This window comes from Thalassotalea algicola (assembly GCF_012932965.1).
In the GTDB taxonomy this organism is placed as follows: domain Bacteria; phylum Pseudomonadota; class Gammaproteobacteria; order Enterobacterales; family Alteromonadaceae; genus Thalassotalea_F; species Thalassotalea_F algicola.
Window position 1 is genome coordinate 332,686 of the sequence record NZ_JABBXH010000001.1, and the last position, 16,690, is coordinate 349,375.

Consider the following 16,690-nt stretch of genomic DNA (forward strand, 5'->3'; position numbering starts at 1 on the left):
TTATTGATTGACCGGGTGATCAGGCAACTCCTGATCACCTTTTTCGTTTACATGAAGCAAGAGAATACAAAAATGCGTTTACCAACTATTTTTACGGTGAAACCTTCTGTGACGACAGCTGTATTACTTATCGTCACAAGCCCTTTTCTATCCGGCTGCAAAGATGAGCAGCCACTAGCCACTTTTACGGCAGATTCTATGGAAAACACCGCAATTTCTGAGTTAACACCAGACTATACTCCAGCAAGAAAGTGGCTTGAAGCGGGACAGGTGTACAACAAAGAAGCACCAATTCCACCGCAGTGCTACACCAAAACAAATCAAGTAAATAACCCTTGTTACGTATGCCATCAAAGTTACCATGAGCAAAGTTTACGTCCGAATAAATTAAATGATGGTTTTCAACAAGGTAGCTATGCTTTTTCTGACATAGGTATAAGCAACAGTTGGCGCAATTTATTTGTCGATAGAACGCGAAAAATCGCAAAAATTACTGATGAACAAATCATTGATTATATCAATGAAGATAACTATTCCCCTTTCATAGCAAAGCTTAAAAACTCTAATTGGAAAGGTGTTATTCCTGAAGTTAAAAACTTGCATTTAGGCGCACAAGCCTTTGACGAACATGGTCTTGCAAAAGATGGGTCTGGCTGGGTAGCATTTAATTACAAGCCTATGCCAAGCACGTTCTGGCCAACGAATGGTTCAACTGATGATGTGATGATCCGCCTACCTGAAGAATATAGGCAAATTAACGGTAAATATTCAAGGGACGCTTACTATGCCAATTTAGCGTTAGTTGAAATGGCTATAGCCGATACGCTAGAAACAACAACCATTTCAATCAGTGAAAAACTCATTGGTTCAGACTTGAATGGTAATGGTGAGCTTGAAGACCAAGTTAACCATATCAAGCGAAGTACTCACTATGTAGCCGACGCTTCATCACAAGAACTTGCTCATATGTTATACCCTGAAGGCACAGCGTTTTTACATACCGTACGCTATGTTAATACTAATGACGATGGCGAGATTAGCGTGTCACCACGTATGAAAGAAGTGCGTTACATGGTGAAAAAGAAGTTTCTCTCATTAGGAGAATTAAAAGGTCGCTATTACCTTGAACGCAAAGAAAAACATTTTGAAAACCTCCCTTATTACAACGCCTTTGGCGATGACGGTGTTAGCAACAAACATGGCTGGACACTACTTGGCTTTATCGAAAACGAGCAAGGTGAATTGCGCCAGCAAAACGATGAAGAACAATTCTTCTGTACGGGCTGCCATAAAAGTGTTGGCTCTATCATAGATGAAACTTTTAGTTTTCCTCGCAAAGTGGCAGGAGTTAATGGTTGGGGTTATATCAACCTAAAAAGCATCAATGACGTGCCAAACCTTGGTGAGGAGAAAGGTGAAATTCTAACTTATCTTGAACGTGTGGGTGGTGGTGATGAATTCAGACAAAATCAAGAAATGATCAAACGTTGGTTTAATGCTGACGGCAGCGTCAATACGAAAAAAGTACTGGCTCAACACAGCATTTACGACCTTATCACACCATCTAGACGTCGCGCATTAGATATGAACAAAGCCTATAAAACTATCGTTGAAGAACAAAGCTTTATCTATGGCCGAGACGCTACGCTAGTAGAAGCCAAGAATGTACTCACCGAAGTCAATGAAGAGCAAGCGCCTCTTCACCAAGAGCACATTCACCAGTGGGACATTCGTCTTGACTGGAGCAAAGGTGAAAAAACAACGCTCGCAAAAGCAGAGAAATAGCCATGGGTTTTCCGTTACTCGATTTTGCCTTAGCAAGTGTTTTAATGGGGCTAGGCATTGGTTTAGATGTTGCTATTGCCACGGTTGCCCGTTCAGGGCAATTAGCTACATTTAAAACGGCAGCACTTTGGGTAATTGGCGTATCACTTACCCACACGCTGTTTCCTATGGTGGGTTACTTGCTCACCTATTTTAGCGTACAAGTCATGCCAGAAATCACACCGGTTATTGGCATTTTGGCTTTTGTTTGTATCTTTCTTTATTTAAAAGGTGAATTCATTGAGTTGGCCCATCCTGAACAAAAAAATGAACACTCACAAATACTCATCACCCTAGGATTAATTCTAGCGGTGAGTTGGGACGCACTATGGTCAGGCCCAGCAAAGTCAGCACAAGTGATTGGTTGGCCCGAATTAATGGTGTGGGTTTCTTTTATTCTAGTTGGGGGGATGGTATCAATTTTGGCTATCATGAGTTTACGCATGTCCCAGCTTTTAAACCATTACACAGCTAACCGCCCTTATTTAGCTTGGATTGGCAGCTGGGTTCAATATGCTGTTATAGGCTACTTCGGCTTACTTGCCTTGGTAAGGTATACATTAGTGCTCAATCTTTACTGGTGGCAAATATTATTGATCTCGTGTTTATTGGTAGGCGTCTGTATGTTGCTGTGCATACAAAGCAGAAATAGCGAAATGAAACTGAGACCCATTACATAGGCTCATCATTGTTGTCTTGACTAATTTGAACGTTTATTTTCGTTATTTGGTCGTTTCTTTTCTTGTATACAGACACATTTATACATAATGTTACTATGTTACAAAAAAACAATTAATAATCGGTGACAACATGAACCTACTTCTAAAGGCTGCAATTGCAGCCTCTATTTTGGTATCTAGTGTACAAACATTCGCATTTAAGTCTGACGAAGATGAAAAATCGTTGTTTAATGCTAAAACCTTCAACGCAATGGAGCTTAGAAATATCGGCCCGGCCTATATGTCAGGACGTATTTCCGATATTGCGGTAGACCAAAACAACCCATCAACTTGGTACACAGCTGTTGCCTCTGGCGGTGTATGGAAAACCATCAATGCTGGTAACACGTGGAAACCTATTTTCGATAAACAAAAGGTTTATTCAACCGGTGATGTCACTATTGACCCTAGCAACTCAAATATTATCTGGGTAGGTACAGGAGAAAATAACGGTGGTCGCCATATTAGTTTTGGTGACGGCGTCTACAAATCTGTAGACGGTGGTAACACATGGAAAAATATGGGACTGAAAAAATCTGAACGTATCTCAGATATTATTATTCATCCTACAAACTCAAATACAGTTTGGGTATCTGCACAAGGTCCATTATGGACCAGCGGTGGTGAACGTGGTCTTTATAAAACCACAGATGGCGGTGAGACTTGGAAGCAAGTGCTAAAAACCGCTGATGAATGGACAGGAGTAACTTCACTACTTATCGACCCACGTAATCCGAATAAGCTGTATGCTGCTACGTGGTCTCGTCAAAGAACAGTAGCATCGTATGTTGGTACTGGTCCTGGTTCAGGCATTCATACATCTGACGATGGCGGTGACACATGGACTGAACTTAAAACGGGTTTACCAAAGGGAAATATGGGTAAAATTGGTATGGCTATTTCACCAATAAACCCTGATGTTGTTTATGCCACCATTGAAATTGATAATCGAAAAGGCGGCTTCTACCGTTCAGAAAATCAAGGGGCGAGCTGGAAGAAAATGTCCGATGAAGTAGGTGGTGGTACAGGCCCTCACTACTATCAAGAAATTTTCACTGATCAGCATCAATTCGATAGAGTCTACATCGCAAGTAACTACAGTAAGGTATCTGACGACGGCGGTAAAACATGGACTCCAATTAGCACTAAGCGCAAGCATGTTGATGATCATGCATTTGCTTTCCACCCTACCGATCCTGATTTTGTATTAATTGGCTCTGATGGTGGCATATACATGTCACATGATCGTATGGAAAACTGGCGTTACATAGCCAACCTACCCTTAACGCAATTCTACAAAGTCGCTCCTGATGACGCAGAACCTTTTTATAATGTTTATGCTGGCGCACAAGACAACTCGACACAAGGTGGCCCTTCGAGAACGCGTCGTGCAGAAGGTATTAAAAACAAAGATTGGTTCTTAACCCTAGGAGGTGACGGTCATCAACCTGCGGTAGAGCCTGGCAATCCAGAAATTATGTACTCACAGTGGCAACAAGGTAACTTAATGCGCCACGACCTAAAAACCCGTGAAAATGTCTATATTAAGCCACAACCTCGCCCAGGTGAACCTGCCGAGCGCTATAACTGGGATGCGCCAATTAATGTTTCTGCACATGATCCTAAACGCATTTACCATGCCTCACAGCGCGTATGGCGTTCGGATGATCGAGGCGACAGTTGGACAGCCATTTCAGGTGATTTAACCAAAGATGGCAACCGTATGCACATGCCAATGATGGGACGTACTTGGTCCGTTGAAGCTGGCTGGGATATTTATGCCATGTCGAACTATCATACTATTGCTAACTTCTCAGAAAGCCCTGTTGATCCAGATGTTTTATGGGTTGGTACAGACGATGGTTTAATTCAAGTGACTACTGACGGCGGTAAAAACTGGAAGAAGATCGATCTTAAGAAAGTAAAAGGTGTACCAGCTACAGCGTACGTAAACGATATCCGTGCCGATTTATTCGATCGTGAAACCGTGTATGTAGCCCTGGATAATCACAAATATGGTGATTTCAAACCGTACCTTATTAAGTCAACTAACTTGGGTAAAAAGTGGAAGTCTATGGCGGACGACTTACCTGAAAAACATTTAGTCTGGCGAATTGTTCAAGATCATGTAAATAAAGATCTACTATTTATCGGTACCGAATTTGGTTTATTTTTCACCGTTGATGGTGGTAAATCATGGCTTGAACTTGATGGTGGTATTCCGACTATTTCAACACGCGATGTAAAAATACAGCGTCGTGAGAATGACTTAGTTGCAGGTACATTCGGCCGTGGTATATACATTCTTGACGACTATGCACCTCTTCGCAGTTTAAACAAACAAACAATGCAGCAAGATGCTTTATTATTTGCGCCTAGCCGAGCAGTAAAATGGTTCCGCTTAGACCGTAGCCATGCGAGAACAGACGGTGATGACCGCTTTGTTGCAAAAAACCCTGCGCATGGTGCAACACTTACGTATTTCTTAAAAGACAGTCTATTAACGGCAAAAGAAAAACGCCAAGCTGCTGAAAAGAAAATGGTAAAAGATAAAAAGTACCCTAAATATCCTACTTGGGAAGCGATTGAGAAAGAAAACCAAGAAACAAAACCTGCTATTTATATCGAAATTTCCGATGCCAATGGCAACTTTGTTAACCGTATTGCCGGTAAAACGAAAAAAGGTTTACACCGTATTACATGGGATATGATGTATGCAAAAGGCAATGCAATTACCCACAAGGAAAGCCGTTCACGTGGTGGGCTAATGGCGATGCCTGGTAAATATAAGGCAACATTATACAAACGTGTTGGCAGTACGATTACTCAACTTGCAGACCCTGTTGAGCTTGAATTAAAAGCCATTTATGAAGGCGCACTACAAACTGCTTCATTATCAGATGTACTTAACTATGGTAAAGAAGTCGCTGCAGCACAAAGACGCTCATCTTCAGCAACGTCTGCGATTAAGACGTTAAGCAACACTGTTAAATTGCTTCGCACAGCAATTGATCGTACGCCAGGTGAAGTTACAGCGCTTGAAGCTCAGTATGCTGACATTCAAACAGAAATTAATGCTATTAATATCGAATTGTACGGCCTAAAATCTCGCGACCGAAAAGGTGCTAAACCTGCTAACATCACTAGCCGACTAGGCTACGCTATGTCTGGTGCCGGTTCCTCTTATGGCCCAACCAAACAGCATAAAGAGCAATTTGGTTATGCATTAGAAGGGTTAAATGCCGTAAGCTTGCGCATAAAAGCATTGCAAGAAACAAGTGTACCTACGCTGCAAAAAGCAATATTAGCTTCAGACGGTCCATGGACTGAAGGAGCTTCAGTTATTATCAAATAACTATACGCCAGCCTAGTTAAGCGTAAACGGCACCTATATTTGGTGCCGTTTTTATTTTTCCAAACAAACACGTCACTTTTCTAGCATATCATTACAATTAACAATAAATTGATATAAAAAATAGCAAGTTGAACCATGCTATTTTTCTAATGGTTCAGTATGATAGACGTTGACAAAATCTTTAGGAAGGGTGCATTTTTTAATGAGTAAAATTGAACAAATCGCTGTTGTTGGTGGTACACATGGTAATGAATTCAGTGGGATTTATTTATTGAAAAAGTGGCAAAAAAACACGCAATTACTGAAACGAAATAGCATTAACGTTGAAACCGTATTTGCAAACCCTAAAGCATTTGAAGCAAACAAGCGATATATTGATTGTGACTTAAATCGTCAGTTCACCTTATCAGACCTAGCAAACAACAAACTGGCCAACTACGAACAAAGCAGAGCCAAGGTTATCAATCATCAGCTTGGCCCAAAGGGTAATGCTAAAACCGATTTCATTATTGATTTACACAATACTACCAGCAATATGGGACCGTCCCTGATCTTATTAAAGTCTGATGATTTTAATAAAAAAATGGGCGCCTACGTCTTGTCAGTAATGCCCGAAGCTGTTGTCGTCTTTGAAGATCAAATATCGATGCACGAGCACTACTTTTTAGCTTCTATCGCAGATCAAGGCGTGATAGTTGAAATTGGTCCACAACCCCAATCAGTGATTAGGCAAGACGTATTAGACTGGATGGAAAACATGACTAATGCCATTCTAGATTTTGTAGAACTTTACAATAAAGATGAACTGCCCGACTTACCTAAACAATACGAAGCTTACGAATATGTTGAAAGTATTGAACTGCCACAAGATAACAAGGGTGAGCGCATTGGTATGGTACATAAAAATGTACAAGACAATGATTTCAAACCATTAAAAGCTGGCGATCCTATATTTACCTTATTCGACGGCGGCGAAATCACCTATCAAGGCGACTATGAAGCCTACCCTCACTTTATTAATGAGGCCGCTTATTACGACAATAATTTGGCTATGTCGCTAGGTAAAAAGAGAATTGTCACGATCGACTAGCTTCCCAACATAACTTAAACAGACAAAGCATGGCTACTGCTACTAACAACTAACATTTTTGCATTAGAAAAAGTATAACTGTCAATTAACCTTAGAGGCTTTAGATAACCACTTGATTTATAATAGTAAAACAAGCGGTCTCTAAATTTGAGTGAACTAACCGATAAGTTAACTTATCAATAACTAATCAACATTAGGCTAATAAGCTATCTGAAATACCTTAAAACTCCGCTTTAATCATTATCAATTAACCCGTCTAAGCCCTTTAATGCAAAACTTGGCAATGCAAACGCGGCACGGTGTAAGTTTGCGTTGTAGTAATCAAAGGCTAAACCACTGTTTTTAACTCGTTCTGGGTTAAAGTCATGGCAAGGGTGATATTTTTTCGATGCAAAAGTGAAGCTCCAAAGGCCGCCTGGGTAGGTTAAGTTACTAAAGCTATATAAATAACTGTTAGGAAAAACTGCATTTAACACTTTAAGTAACGACTGTTGAATATCCATGGCATACCAAGACGATTCGCCTTGTGACACCACAATGCCGTCTTCACTTAGACAGTTATAAACGTCTTGATAAAACTCTTCGCCAAATAGTGGCTGCGCAGGGCCAATCGGATCAGTGCTATCAACTATAATAACATCAAACTTCTCATTAGTTTCTTTCACAAATTGAACACCGTCACCAATAATCAGGTTCATTTTCGGGTGCTCTAAGTCTTTTGACGTTTGCGGAATGTGTTGCTTGCAGGCATCGACCACCATGCCATCAATTTCAACCATAGTGCATTTTTCAACGCTTGCATGGCGCAATACTTCACGAGCTGTGCCACCGTCCCCACCGCCAATCACTAATACGTTTTTCGGATTTGGATGCACAAATAACGGTACGTGACTGATCATGTCATGATAGGCAAATTCATCCCGCTCCGTGACCATAATCAAGCCATCGTTTAGCAACATTTTGCCATGACCTTTCGTTTCTACAACATCAACAGTTTGAAATTCGCTTTTGCCAGAAAATAGGACTTTTTCAACCTTAATACGTAAACCCAAAAAGTCTGAAAATTTTTCTTCAATCCAAAGATCAGAGTGCATGGTTATCTCCACTTATATCTATTTCTTTTGCGTCGTAAAAAATACGCTGAGGCTTAATAAAGTTAGCAAAACCAACATAGTAGCCATTACTTAATTGCTGACTCACTAACGACTGGCTGACATATTGTTCAGGTATGTGCGCTTGCAGCAGTTCTGCCAAATCAAGGGCATTAAAGGTGATTAAATCAAAAGAAGCGGGTGATAATACCGCTAGTATTTGCGGGGCTAATTTTACCAAATTAAGATTCGACTCAAAGCTGACATAGCTGCTGTCTTCTTGTGGAGTAACATGAATCGTTAAGTATTGCTCGCCTTTAATCGCATTTAATGAATAACCAAAAGGTTTAAATACATAGTCATCAATAATGAAATCTGGCAACAATGCATCTATGGCTAAAAATTCACGAATTTGCGCTGCCGATAAATTCGGCGTGGTTAACACCTTTGACGCCTCGCTACTGATTTGATACGCCAGCAGTTCATAAGTTTTATCTTCTACACTAGCAACAAAGTCGTTATCTTGATGAAAAACATAATTATGATGGCTATCTAATTCCCCAAAGCGCAAGGCTTTCCCCTGAACATATTGGCTTAAGCATTTAATATCATCACCAAAACAACTTGCCTGTTCATGAGCAAAATATTCGTTCTTTCGTTGGTACGTGACCTGTAAAATTTTATCCGTTCCTAATTGCTGAATAAAATATTCCACCGATTTCACAAGTTGAGTAACACCACAGGTTAGAATTAATAACCTGTCTTGCCAGACAAACAAACTCGATTCTGATAACAAAAATGCTTTGCACGAATCATTACTAATATTCGATAAAATTTGCGCGTTGCAACATTCTACTAACGATGCCCAAAAGTCATCGGTAATATCGTGCAATAAGGATAACTGACTGCCATCAATAACAATTTCAGCCTTTTTTTCAGAGCCTTCAAAATACACCTTAAGCCCACCATAAAAAACAAAAGTAGCCAATTTTACAAACGTTTTTGCCGTTAGGAAATAAAAATTACTATCCTGTTTAAATATAATATTGATAAAATTACACTAGTTTAAAACTGGATAAGGCTACATGGTTTTGAGCACACTAATGAGCAAAGTAAAAGAAATTGATATTGAACTTCAACCCGCACAACCATTATTTGAATGTAGTAAAGTAACCGATGCTCTCCATGCTAATGCAGTGCATTTAATTGGTTTTGGTTTCGATGGCACCGCCTGCTTTCGTAAAGGCACTAAAGCAGGGCCAAATGCATTACGCGCAGTGTCTGATGGCATCGAGTCATACTCTCCTTACCTCGATCTAGATTTAGAAAACGTCGAATTCTATGACTTAGGTAATTTATCTACTGACGTTCCAAGTAGCGGCCGCGAACATAAAACCATTGAAGCACAATGGCAAAAAGCCACCGACAACTTTACTGAACTGTTTGCCAACGCAGGTATTAAGGCGCATAAACTCAAAGTTATCACTTTAGGTGGTGAGCACTCTATCTCATATGCGCCACTAAAAACTTATCTTGAGCAATATCCAGATTTAGTGGTAGTTCACCTCGACGCACATGCGGACTTACGTGACGGCTATTTAGGCTTTCACTATTCTCATGCGTCCATTATTCGCAGGGCGTTAGATCACTTTGGACCGCAGCATCAACTAATACAATATGGTATTCGCTCTGGTACGAAAGAAGAATACCAATGGATGAACGCGCATCAGACGCTTAAGCAAAGTCGTAGCGAATTCCTTTCTGCGATCGAGGCCATTGACGCTAAGCGGCCAATTTATCTAACCTTTGATCTCGACTATTTCGACCCAAGTTTTTTTCCTGGTACTGGCACGCCAGAGCCCGGAGGAGAAGACTTCCACTCGTTTATTAGCCTTTGTAAAATTTTACGTAACAAGCACTTTGTCGGTTGTGATGTCGTAGAGTTATCCCCAGAAATTGACAGCACCGGAAACAGCGACGTCTTTGCCGCTAAAGTCGTTCGTGAACTTATTTTGTGCTTAGACCAATGTGATTAAGCACGACCAAATAGTATTAGGTAAGAATAGAAAATGAATAGTGTTAGCAATAAAAATGGCGCTTGGACGATTGAAGACGCAGAAAGTACCTACCGTGTAAAACGTTGGGGGAATGGGTATTTTGACATTGGTGAGTCAGGCGATTTAATGGTCATTCCACGCTATAACGAACCCAACCTCAAAATTAACCTACGAGAAATTATTGATGAAATGCAATCAACAGGCATAGAGTTTCCTGCTGTAATAAGATTTCACGATATATTGCGTTCGCAAGTTGAGTTAATTAACAAAACCTTTAGAAATGTAATTGAAGAAACGGATTACGAAGGGAAATATCTCGGTGTTTTCCCTGTAAAAGTCAATCAAATGCGCGAGGTCATAGAAGAAATTGTCGATGTCGGCAAACGTTACAACTATGGACTTGAAGCTGGCTCAAAACCCGAGCTTGTCGCAGCGCTTGCTTATAACACCAATAGCGAAGCGTTAACCATTCTTAACGGCTATAAAGACGAAGATTACTTACGATTAGCCTTACTTGGCAGAAAAATAGGTCGAAAAGTCGTTATCGTCATCGAAAAGTTCAGTGAACTTAATATGTTAATCAAACTATCTAAGGAACTTAATGTTCGCCCGATTATTGGTCTACGTATCAAAATGATGGTCAAAGGCCGTGGTAAATGGGAAAGCTCTAGTGGTGAAAGAGCTAAGTTCGGTTTAACCATTGCTGAAATTCTTAATGCTATCAACGTATGTGAACAAAAAAACTTGCTCGACTGCATTCAACTGCTGCACTTTCATATAGGCAGCCAACTCACCGACATTCGTGCCATAAAAGAGGCAATTCAAGAAGCTGCAACCATATATACGCAATTAGCGAAACGTGACGTACCACTTCAATATATTGATGTCGGTGGTGGTTTAGCGATCGATTATGACGGTTCACAGTCTACCAATGATTCATCGTGTAATTATGATTTAAGCCAATACGTTTCAGATATTGTCACTGGCTTTAAACAACATTGTGACTTGGAGTCAGTCGCACACCCAAATATTGTGAGTGAAAGTGGTCGCGCTATTACGGCTCATCACTCATGCGTTGTGACAAAGGTTATTGGTGAAATTCATCCGCGAGGGACTGAGTTTTCCACTAAGAAAGCTACTGGTGAGCATATTATTGTCAGCAACATGCGTGACATTGCCCAAGGCCTCGACCAAACCAGTTATCAAGAAGCATTCAATGATGTTCAAGCATTAAAAGAACAGGCAATACAAGCCTTTAAACTTGGTGTTTTATCTTTGGATGAAATAGCTAAAACAGAAACACTTTACTGGCAAACTTTGGATAACATTGAGCAAATTATTACTAACCTTGACTTTATTCCAGAAGAATTAAAAGAAATTCCTGAACTGTTATCTTCACAATACTTGGCAAATTTCTCAGTATTTCAATCTGCAGCTGATTCATGGGCCATTGACCAAGTGCTACCAATCGTCCCGATTTCTAAACTTAACGAAAAGCCGACCAAGCTTTGTAGTTTAGTGGATATAACCTGCGATAGTGACGGTAAAATCGATAAGTTCATTGGGGAAGACTCTGTCGCTAATGGTGTACCTCTGCACAAGCTCTCAGCTGATGAGGATTATTTTATAGGCATGTTTTTAACTGGTGCCTATCAAGATGTTATGGGGGATATGCACAACTTATTTGGCCGACTAAATGAAGTGCATATTTTTAGTTATGACGATGATCCAAAAGACTTTTATATTGAAGAAGTAGTGAAAGGGTCGTCAATGGAAAGCGTGCTATCTACCATGCAATACACGCCAGCGATTCTTGCCCAGTCAGTAAAAAAAGCGATTGATAAGAAAATTCAACAAGGGCAAATAAAACCAAGGGAAGGTGTAAATCTTATTGATTTCTATGAAGACTGTTTAAGTGGTTATACCTACTTAAAGTAATTAATATCAAAATAACAATTCATGTAATGCTATAACCTTAAAAGTATGTGCCAGCAGTTAAGCCCAAGTTTCGCCTGTTCGGCGTTCGCGTACAAGAGGTTGAAATGTTATATAAAGAAAACCCCCGCATTCCTGCGAGGGTTTATGGAGTATGTGAGTTAGCCGATAAGCCGGGTTCTGTACTCTTCCTAGGAAAAGTGACAATCATTCGTCTAGGCCTTAAATCACTCTAAGGCTCAAGCAACCTACCCGGTTTCAACGCGAGCCACGCCATATGAAACCCTATTTGGTCTTGCTCCGGGTGGAGTTTACCCTGCAACGAACTATTACTAGTCGCCCGGTGCGCTCTTACCGCACCCTTTCAGCCTTACCTGTTCTTCCGAAGAAGTCATCGGCGGTCTTCTCTCTGCTGCACTTGTCGTCGGCATTACACCGCCCAGACGTTATCTGGCACCCTGCTCTTTGGAGCCCGGACTTTCCTCCCCTTGAAAACACCGAAGTGAATCAAGCAGCGATTGTCTGGCTAACTCGGCGCGTATTCTACCTGATGCAAGATTTAAGGCAAACAATATACGCAGCGAATAGACTTAAAACTCAAATATGTGAATTTGAGTTCACTTTATGTATAATGACTTCATTGCTCATATATTAATCTAAACTTAAAAATTAGGATTTGCCCAATCATGTCTATTAACAAGCTTTATATTAGTGCATTGATACTAATGGCTATTGCACCGCTATCATCCGCTGCTAAAGTCCCATACCATTCAGAAGCAGCTCAAACAAAAGCAGTCATATTTGCACCCGGTGTAGTTTCGACTGATGCTTTTGAAATAAATACAGTATTTAACAAAACCGGGGACAAGGTATTGTTCGCTCGTTGTACGAATGACTTTAAACGTTGCACTATGATGGAATCCAAGTTTGAAAATGATCAGTGGCAAATACCAAAAGCATTACCCTTTTCAGGTGGCTACTTAGAGGCTGATCCATATTACAACGAAGACTACTCCGCTATTTACTTTGTTTCAAAAAGGCCAATAGATGAAGGTGGTAAGGAAACTAAAAATGTAAATTTATGGCGAGCAGAATTAACTAATGGTAAATGGCAAAGTCCTGAATACCTAGCCCATTTAAGCTCAAAAGAGAACGATCTGTATCCGTCAATTACCAGCAATGGGGATTTATATTACCCTTCGTTTCGAAACAATGAGCGCAAAATGTACCTAGCCAAGAAAAATGGTGACAGTTTTGACGCACCAGTAGCTTTACCTACAGATATGTTCGGCGATAACGCCAAAATTGGTGATAGCGTTGTATTACCTGACGGCAATACCATTATTTTTAGTATGCGCCGAGCAGACAGTTTAGGAAAGGGTGATTTATATATCTCTAAAAAAATAAATGGTAAATGGACGTTAGCCAAATCATTAGGTGAGAAAGTGAATACCAAAGACCACGAGTTCACACCTATTGTGTCACCTGATGGCAACTACTTATTCTTTACCCGCATTGAAAATGGCGTTGGTAATCTTTATCAAATTGCCTTAACTGCTCTTTAATTTTAAACAAGTTTTGCCAGCCTTTGCTCTTAAAGCGCTGGCAAAATATCATTTTCTAATATGCTACGTACACGATACTCAGCTTGCTCGCTACTTTGATAGGCATGACCAGTAAACACTACAACCGCATCAAGTGATGGCAAAACAAATATATATTGCCCGCCAAAACCATCAGCATAAAAGCTGTTTACTTGCTCGCCATTAACATTAAAGTCGGTATTCCACCATTGGTAACCATAACCCCAGTCTCCCGCATCATGATAGCGCTGAGTCGACTCCGTTACCCATTCACTTGAAATGACTTGTTGCCCATCCCATTGCCCTTCATTTAGGAAAAGTTGGCCAAATTTCGCCATATCGCGAGGCGATAAATAAAGCGCTGAGCCAGTATGCAGTTGACCATCTAAGGCCCAATAAGTGTAGTTATTAATACCTAATGGAGAAAACAAATTTTGCTCCATAAAACTTGTCACACTTTGTCCAGTTGCATGCTCTAACAACCTACCTAACCCGAAAGAAACCCCCGTTGAGTAAGCAAAAGTTTCTCCCGGTGTTGTTGTCATCGGACGGCTAAGTAAAAAATAGATAGGGTCAATACTATTGTTCATTTGACTATTTAAATTGCTGTTATCTAAATAAGAAACATCCCATTCATCCCACTCGTAACCGTGGCGCATAGTTAACCAATTTTTTAAGGTGATATTTGCTTTATCTTCTCCCCAATTAGATACAGGTAATTTATGTTGAAAATAATCATGCACTTTTACGTTAACATCTTGGATATAATCTTGGTCAATTGCGATACCAATAAGCGCAGAAGCAAAACTCTTAGTCACCGAGTTTAAAATATGAATAGAAGGGTCGGTATTGTTTGCCCAGCCGTCAGCCATGTCTAGGGTTCGACCAAAATTTTCATCCAGAATGATTTTGTTGCCTTTAATTATGGTGATGGAATCAATATAGCGATAACCACTTGCTTCACTAGCAACATTTCGAACTGCTCGCTCTAAACCGGCAGGCGAAATACTGAATTCATCAATGTGCGCGACTTGCCAACCATCATTCAATAAATCAGGTTGTTGGTAGGTATACGAGGTAGGAACTTTTTCTGTTGAACTTTTATCTCCACCACCACCGCCACCACAACCTGCCAGCAAAGCAAGTAATAGAAAAAAGCTAAAATAGACAGGTCGGCAAACGTTCTTTAAGGGGAGCATAATATTCAAGCCTTTGTTTAATTTACATACAACAGCTTAGAAAGTTCTGAAATAAATGAAAATAAATCGTGCGCGTATATAGGAAGTATTAATGTAACAATTAATGTCAAGATTATTGGCGTTCGTAAGCAGCTAACTGTTTTGCGAGCCAATCTCGAGCTTCTGACTTTTCTTTAAAAAATTCAATGTTTTGATTTTGTAATTCTGGTGTTTGTTGCAGCATGATTTCTTTTTGAACGAAAGAGCTTACTAAATAGACTTTAGCAATTACATGTTGCGTACTAATCCACTTACTATATTCTTCAAATACAACGTATGCTTCAGGTGTACCACCTTCAAATTCACTATTGTCTATCATCATCACAAACGGTAAGTCAGCTAGCTTGGCAACATTGCGTTTAACCGTTTCAACATAATCACTAAAACCTACATCGTTAAAGCTACCTTTCAGCTTACTCTCGATAGCATTACCGTTTAAAACAACATTAAACTCACCGTGTGCTTCCATTAACTCACTTTTCTAGTCAAAGTTATGATATATAAACAATATACTTAATTGTACGCTACGTATTATTATAGTTCAGCAATTGTTTATTTAACCACTTTTTAGCGTCTTCTTTATCGGTAAAAAACTCGATATTCTGCGACTTAAGCGAAGGCGCTTGCTGGAGCATAATTTCCTTTTGAATGATTGAGTTAATTATTAACGCTTTGGCTGCTAACGGATGATTACTTAACCAATGGTTATATTGATTAAGTACTTCATAAGCTTCTGGTGTTCCGCCTTCCAAGTCTAAGTCATCAATTAACATAGCAAATGGCTGTCCGTTAAGAGCGGTAACTTCTTCTTTAACTCTAGTTGTGTAGGCTAAACACCCGACTTCATTGAAGCTGCCTTTTAGTACGCACTCAATTATATGATTGTCTAGTGTTACTTGAAATATGCCGTGCGCTTGTTCTTTCATCTACTCACTTTTCATACTCAGCGCTAAGTTGTACAACGCATTTTTCTTAACACTATAAATTTTAGCCGCTACAGCGCAAGCTTTTTTAGGTGGTAGTTCTTCCAATAAAATCGCTAATGTATTTTTTATCTCTGGTGGCAGCTCGTCTTTTACTGCTGTTTTACCAGCAATAATTAGTACCATTTCGCCCTTTAATTGATTCGGGTCTTCCTTTAACCATTCCAACAAATTTTGTGCGGTATCATGATGTATGGTCTCAAACGTTTTAGTAAGTTCACGTGCAATAACGACTAAACGATCTCCACTTAATACTTCAACGATGTCTTTAATTGTATCAATAGCCCTGCGCGGTGCGTCATAAAACACCATAGTACGTGATTCATCTTTTAAACTCGTTAACACGGTTTGACGTTGCCCAGATTTAGAAGGTAAAAACCCTTCGAATGTAAATCTATCCGTTGGCAATCCAGCAACAGACAAAGCTGCAATGGCTGCACAAGCACCAGGGATAGGCACCACTTTATGTTCATTTTGTCGTAAATAATTGACAATATGATAGCCAGGATCGCTGATAAGCGGCGTTCCAGCATCAGAAACCAACGCTATCGATTTCCCTTCGTTTAGCCAGTTACCAATTTGTTCTTGTCGCTGACGCTCATTATGATCATGTAACGAAAACGTTTGTGCTTTGATACTAAAGGCACTTAATAATTTTTGAGTATGGCGGGTATCTTCACAGGCAATTAAATCAACTTGAGATAATACCTCTATCGCTCGTTGGCTTATATCACCTAAATTGCCAATTGGAGTTGATACTACATATAAACTACCTGGCGTTACTTGAAAATCAGTCATTTAAATTGAGCAGTGGT

The 16,690-nt window shown here is 40.0% G+C and carries 13 protein-coding genes and 1 other RNA gene; 7 read left to right on the top strand and 7 right to left on the bottom strand.

Annotation, left to right across the window (positions count from 1 at the left end):
- The first annotated feature begins 72 nt into the window (after nt 1–72).
- From HII17_RS01500 to HII17_RS01515, 4 genes are all read left to right on the top strand, one after another.
- Nucleotides 73–1,785, top strand: coding sequence for a hypothetical protein (locus HII17_RS01500; RefSeq protein WP_169073555.1), 1,713 nt, complete (start codon nt 73–75; stop codon nt 1,783–1,785).
- A 2-nt stretch (nt 1,786–1,787) separates the two neighbouring features.
- Nucleotides 1,788–2,504 (top strand): manganese efflux pump, encoded by a 717-nt coding sequence (locus HII17_RS01505; RefSeq protein WP_169073556.1) that lies wholly within the window; start codon nt 1,788–1,790, stop codon nt 2,502–2,504.
- Between the two features lie 130 nt (nt 2,505–2,634).
- Nucleotides 2,635–5,898, top strand: a complete 3,264-nt coding sequence (locus HII17_RS01510; protein ID WP_169073557.1) for a VPS10 domain-containing protein — start codon at nt 2,635–2,637, stop codon at nt 5,896–5,898.
- 202 nt (nt 5,899–6,100) lie between these two features.
- Nucleotides 6,101–6,988, top strand: a complete 888-nt coding sequence (locus HII17_RS01515) for an aspartoacylase (protein ID WP_169073558.1) — start codon at nt 6,101–6,103, stop codon at nt 6,986–6,988.
- Between the two features lie 233 nt (nt 6,989–7,221).
- On the opposite strand, the gene speE is transcribed toward HII17_RS01515, so the two are convergent.
- Nucleotides 7,222–8,082, bottom strand: a complete 861-nt coding sequence (gene speE / locus HII17_RS01520; protein ID WP_169073559.1) for a polyamine aminopropyltransferase — start codon at nt 8,080–8,082, stop codon at nt 7,222–7,224.
- Complete coding sequence (locus HII17_RS01525; protein WP_211185217.1) at nt 8,072–9,067, bottom strand: adenosylmethionine decarboxylase; 996 nt, start codon at nt 9,065–9,067, stop codon at nt 8,072–8,074. Before HII17_RS01525 ends, speE begins: the two co-directional genes overlap by 11 nt.
- A gap of 115 nt (nt 9,068–9,182) precedes the next feature.
- Here HII17_RS01525 and speB point away from each other — a divergent pair, with 115 nt between their 5' ends.
- Entirely contained in the window at nt 9,183–10,115 is a 933-nt protein-coding gene (speB, locus tag HII17_RS01530) for an agmatinase (RefSeq protein WP_169073560.1), read from the top strand.
- Nucleotides 10,116–10,148: 33 nt separating this feature from the next.
- Nucleotides 10,149–12,074 (top strand): biosynthetic arginine decarboxylase, encoded by a 1,926-nt coding sequence (speA, locus tag HII17_RS01535; protein WP_169073561.1) that lies wholly within the window; start codon nt 10,149–10,151, stop codon nt 12,072–12,074.
- A gap of 150 nt (nt 12,075–12,224) precedes the next feature.
- On the opposite strand, the gene rnpB is transcribed toward speA, so the two are convergent.
- Nucleotides 12,225–12,605, bottom strand: an RNA gene (gene rnpB / locus HII17_RS01540) — RNase P RNA component class A.
- Between the two features lie 152 nt (nt 12,606–12,757).
- On the opposite strand from rnpB, the gene HII17_RS01545 reads away from it, so the two are divergent.
- Nucleotides 12,758–13,636: a TolB family protein gene (locus HII17_RS01545; RefSeq protein ID WP_169073562.1), complete on the top strand. Its 879-nt coding sequence runs from the start codon at nt 12,758–12,760 to the stop codon at nt 13,634–13,636.
- A 29-nt stretch (nt 13,637–13,665) separates the two neighbouring features.
- Here the strand turns inward: HII17_RS01545 and HII17_RS01550 are convergent, their stop codons facing one another.
- From HII17_RS01550 to rsmI, 4 genes are all read right to left on the bottom strand, one after another.
- Entirely contained in the window at nt 13,666–14,853 is a 1,188-nt protein-coding gene (locus HII17_RS01550) for a serine hydrolase domain-containing protein (protein ID WP_169073563.1), read from the bottom strand.
- A 112-nt stretch (nt 14,854–14,965) separates the two neighbouring features.
- On the bottom strand, nt 14,966–15,361 hold the full coding sequence (locus HII17_RS01555; RefSeq protein ID WP_169073564.1) for a hypothetical protein: 396 nt from the start codon (nt 15,359–15,361) through the stop codon (nt 14,966–14,968).
- 55 nt (nt 15,362–15,416) lie between these two features.
- On the bottom strand, nt 15,417–15,818 hold the full coding sequence (locus HII17_RS01560; protein WP_169073565.1) for a hypothetical protein: 402 nt from the start codon (nt 15,816–15,818) through the stop codon (nt 15,417–15,419).
- Nucleotides 15,819–16,673: a 16S rRNA (cytidine(1402)-2'-O)-methyltransferase gene (gene rsmI, locus HII17_RS01565; protein WP_169073566.1), complete on the bottom strand. Its 855-nt coding sequence runs from the start codon at nt 16,671–16,673 to the stop codon at nt 15,819–15,821.
- Nucleotides 16,674–16,690: the final 17 nt, after the last annotated feature.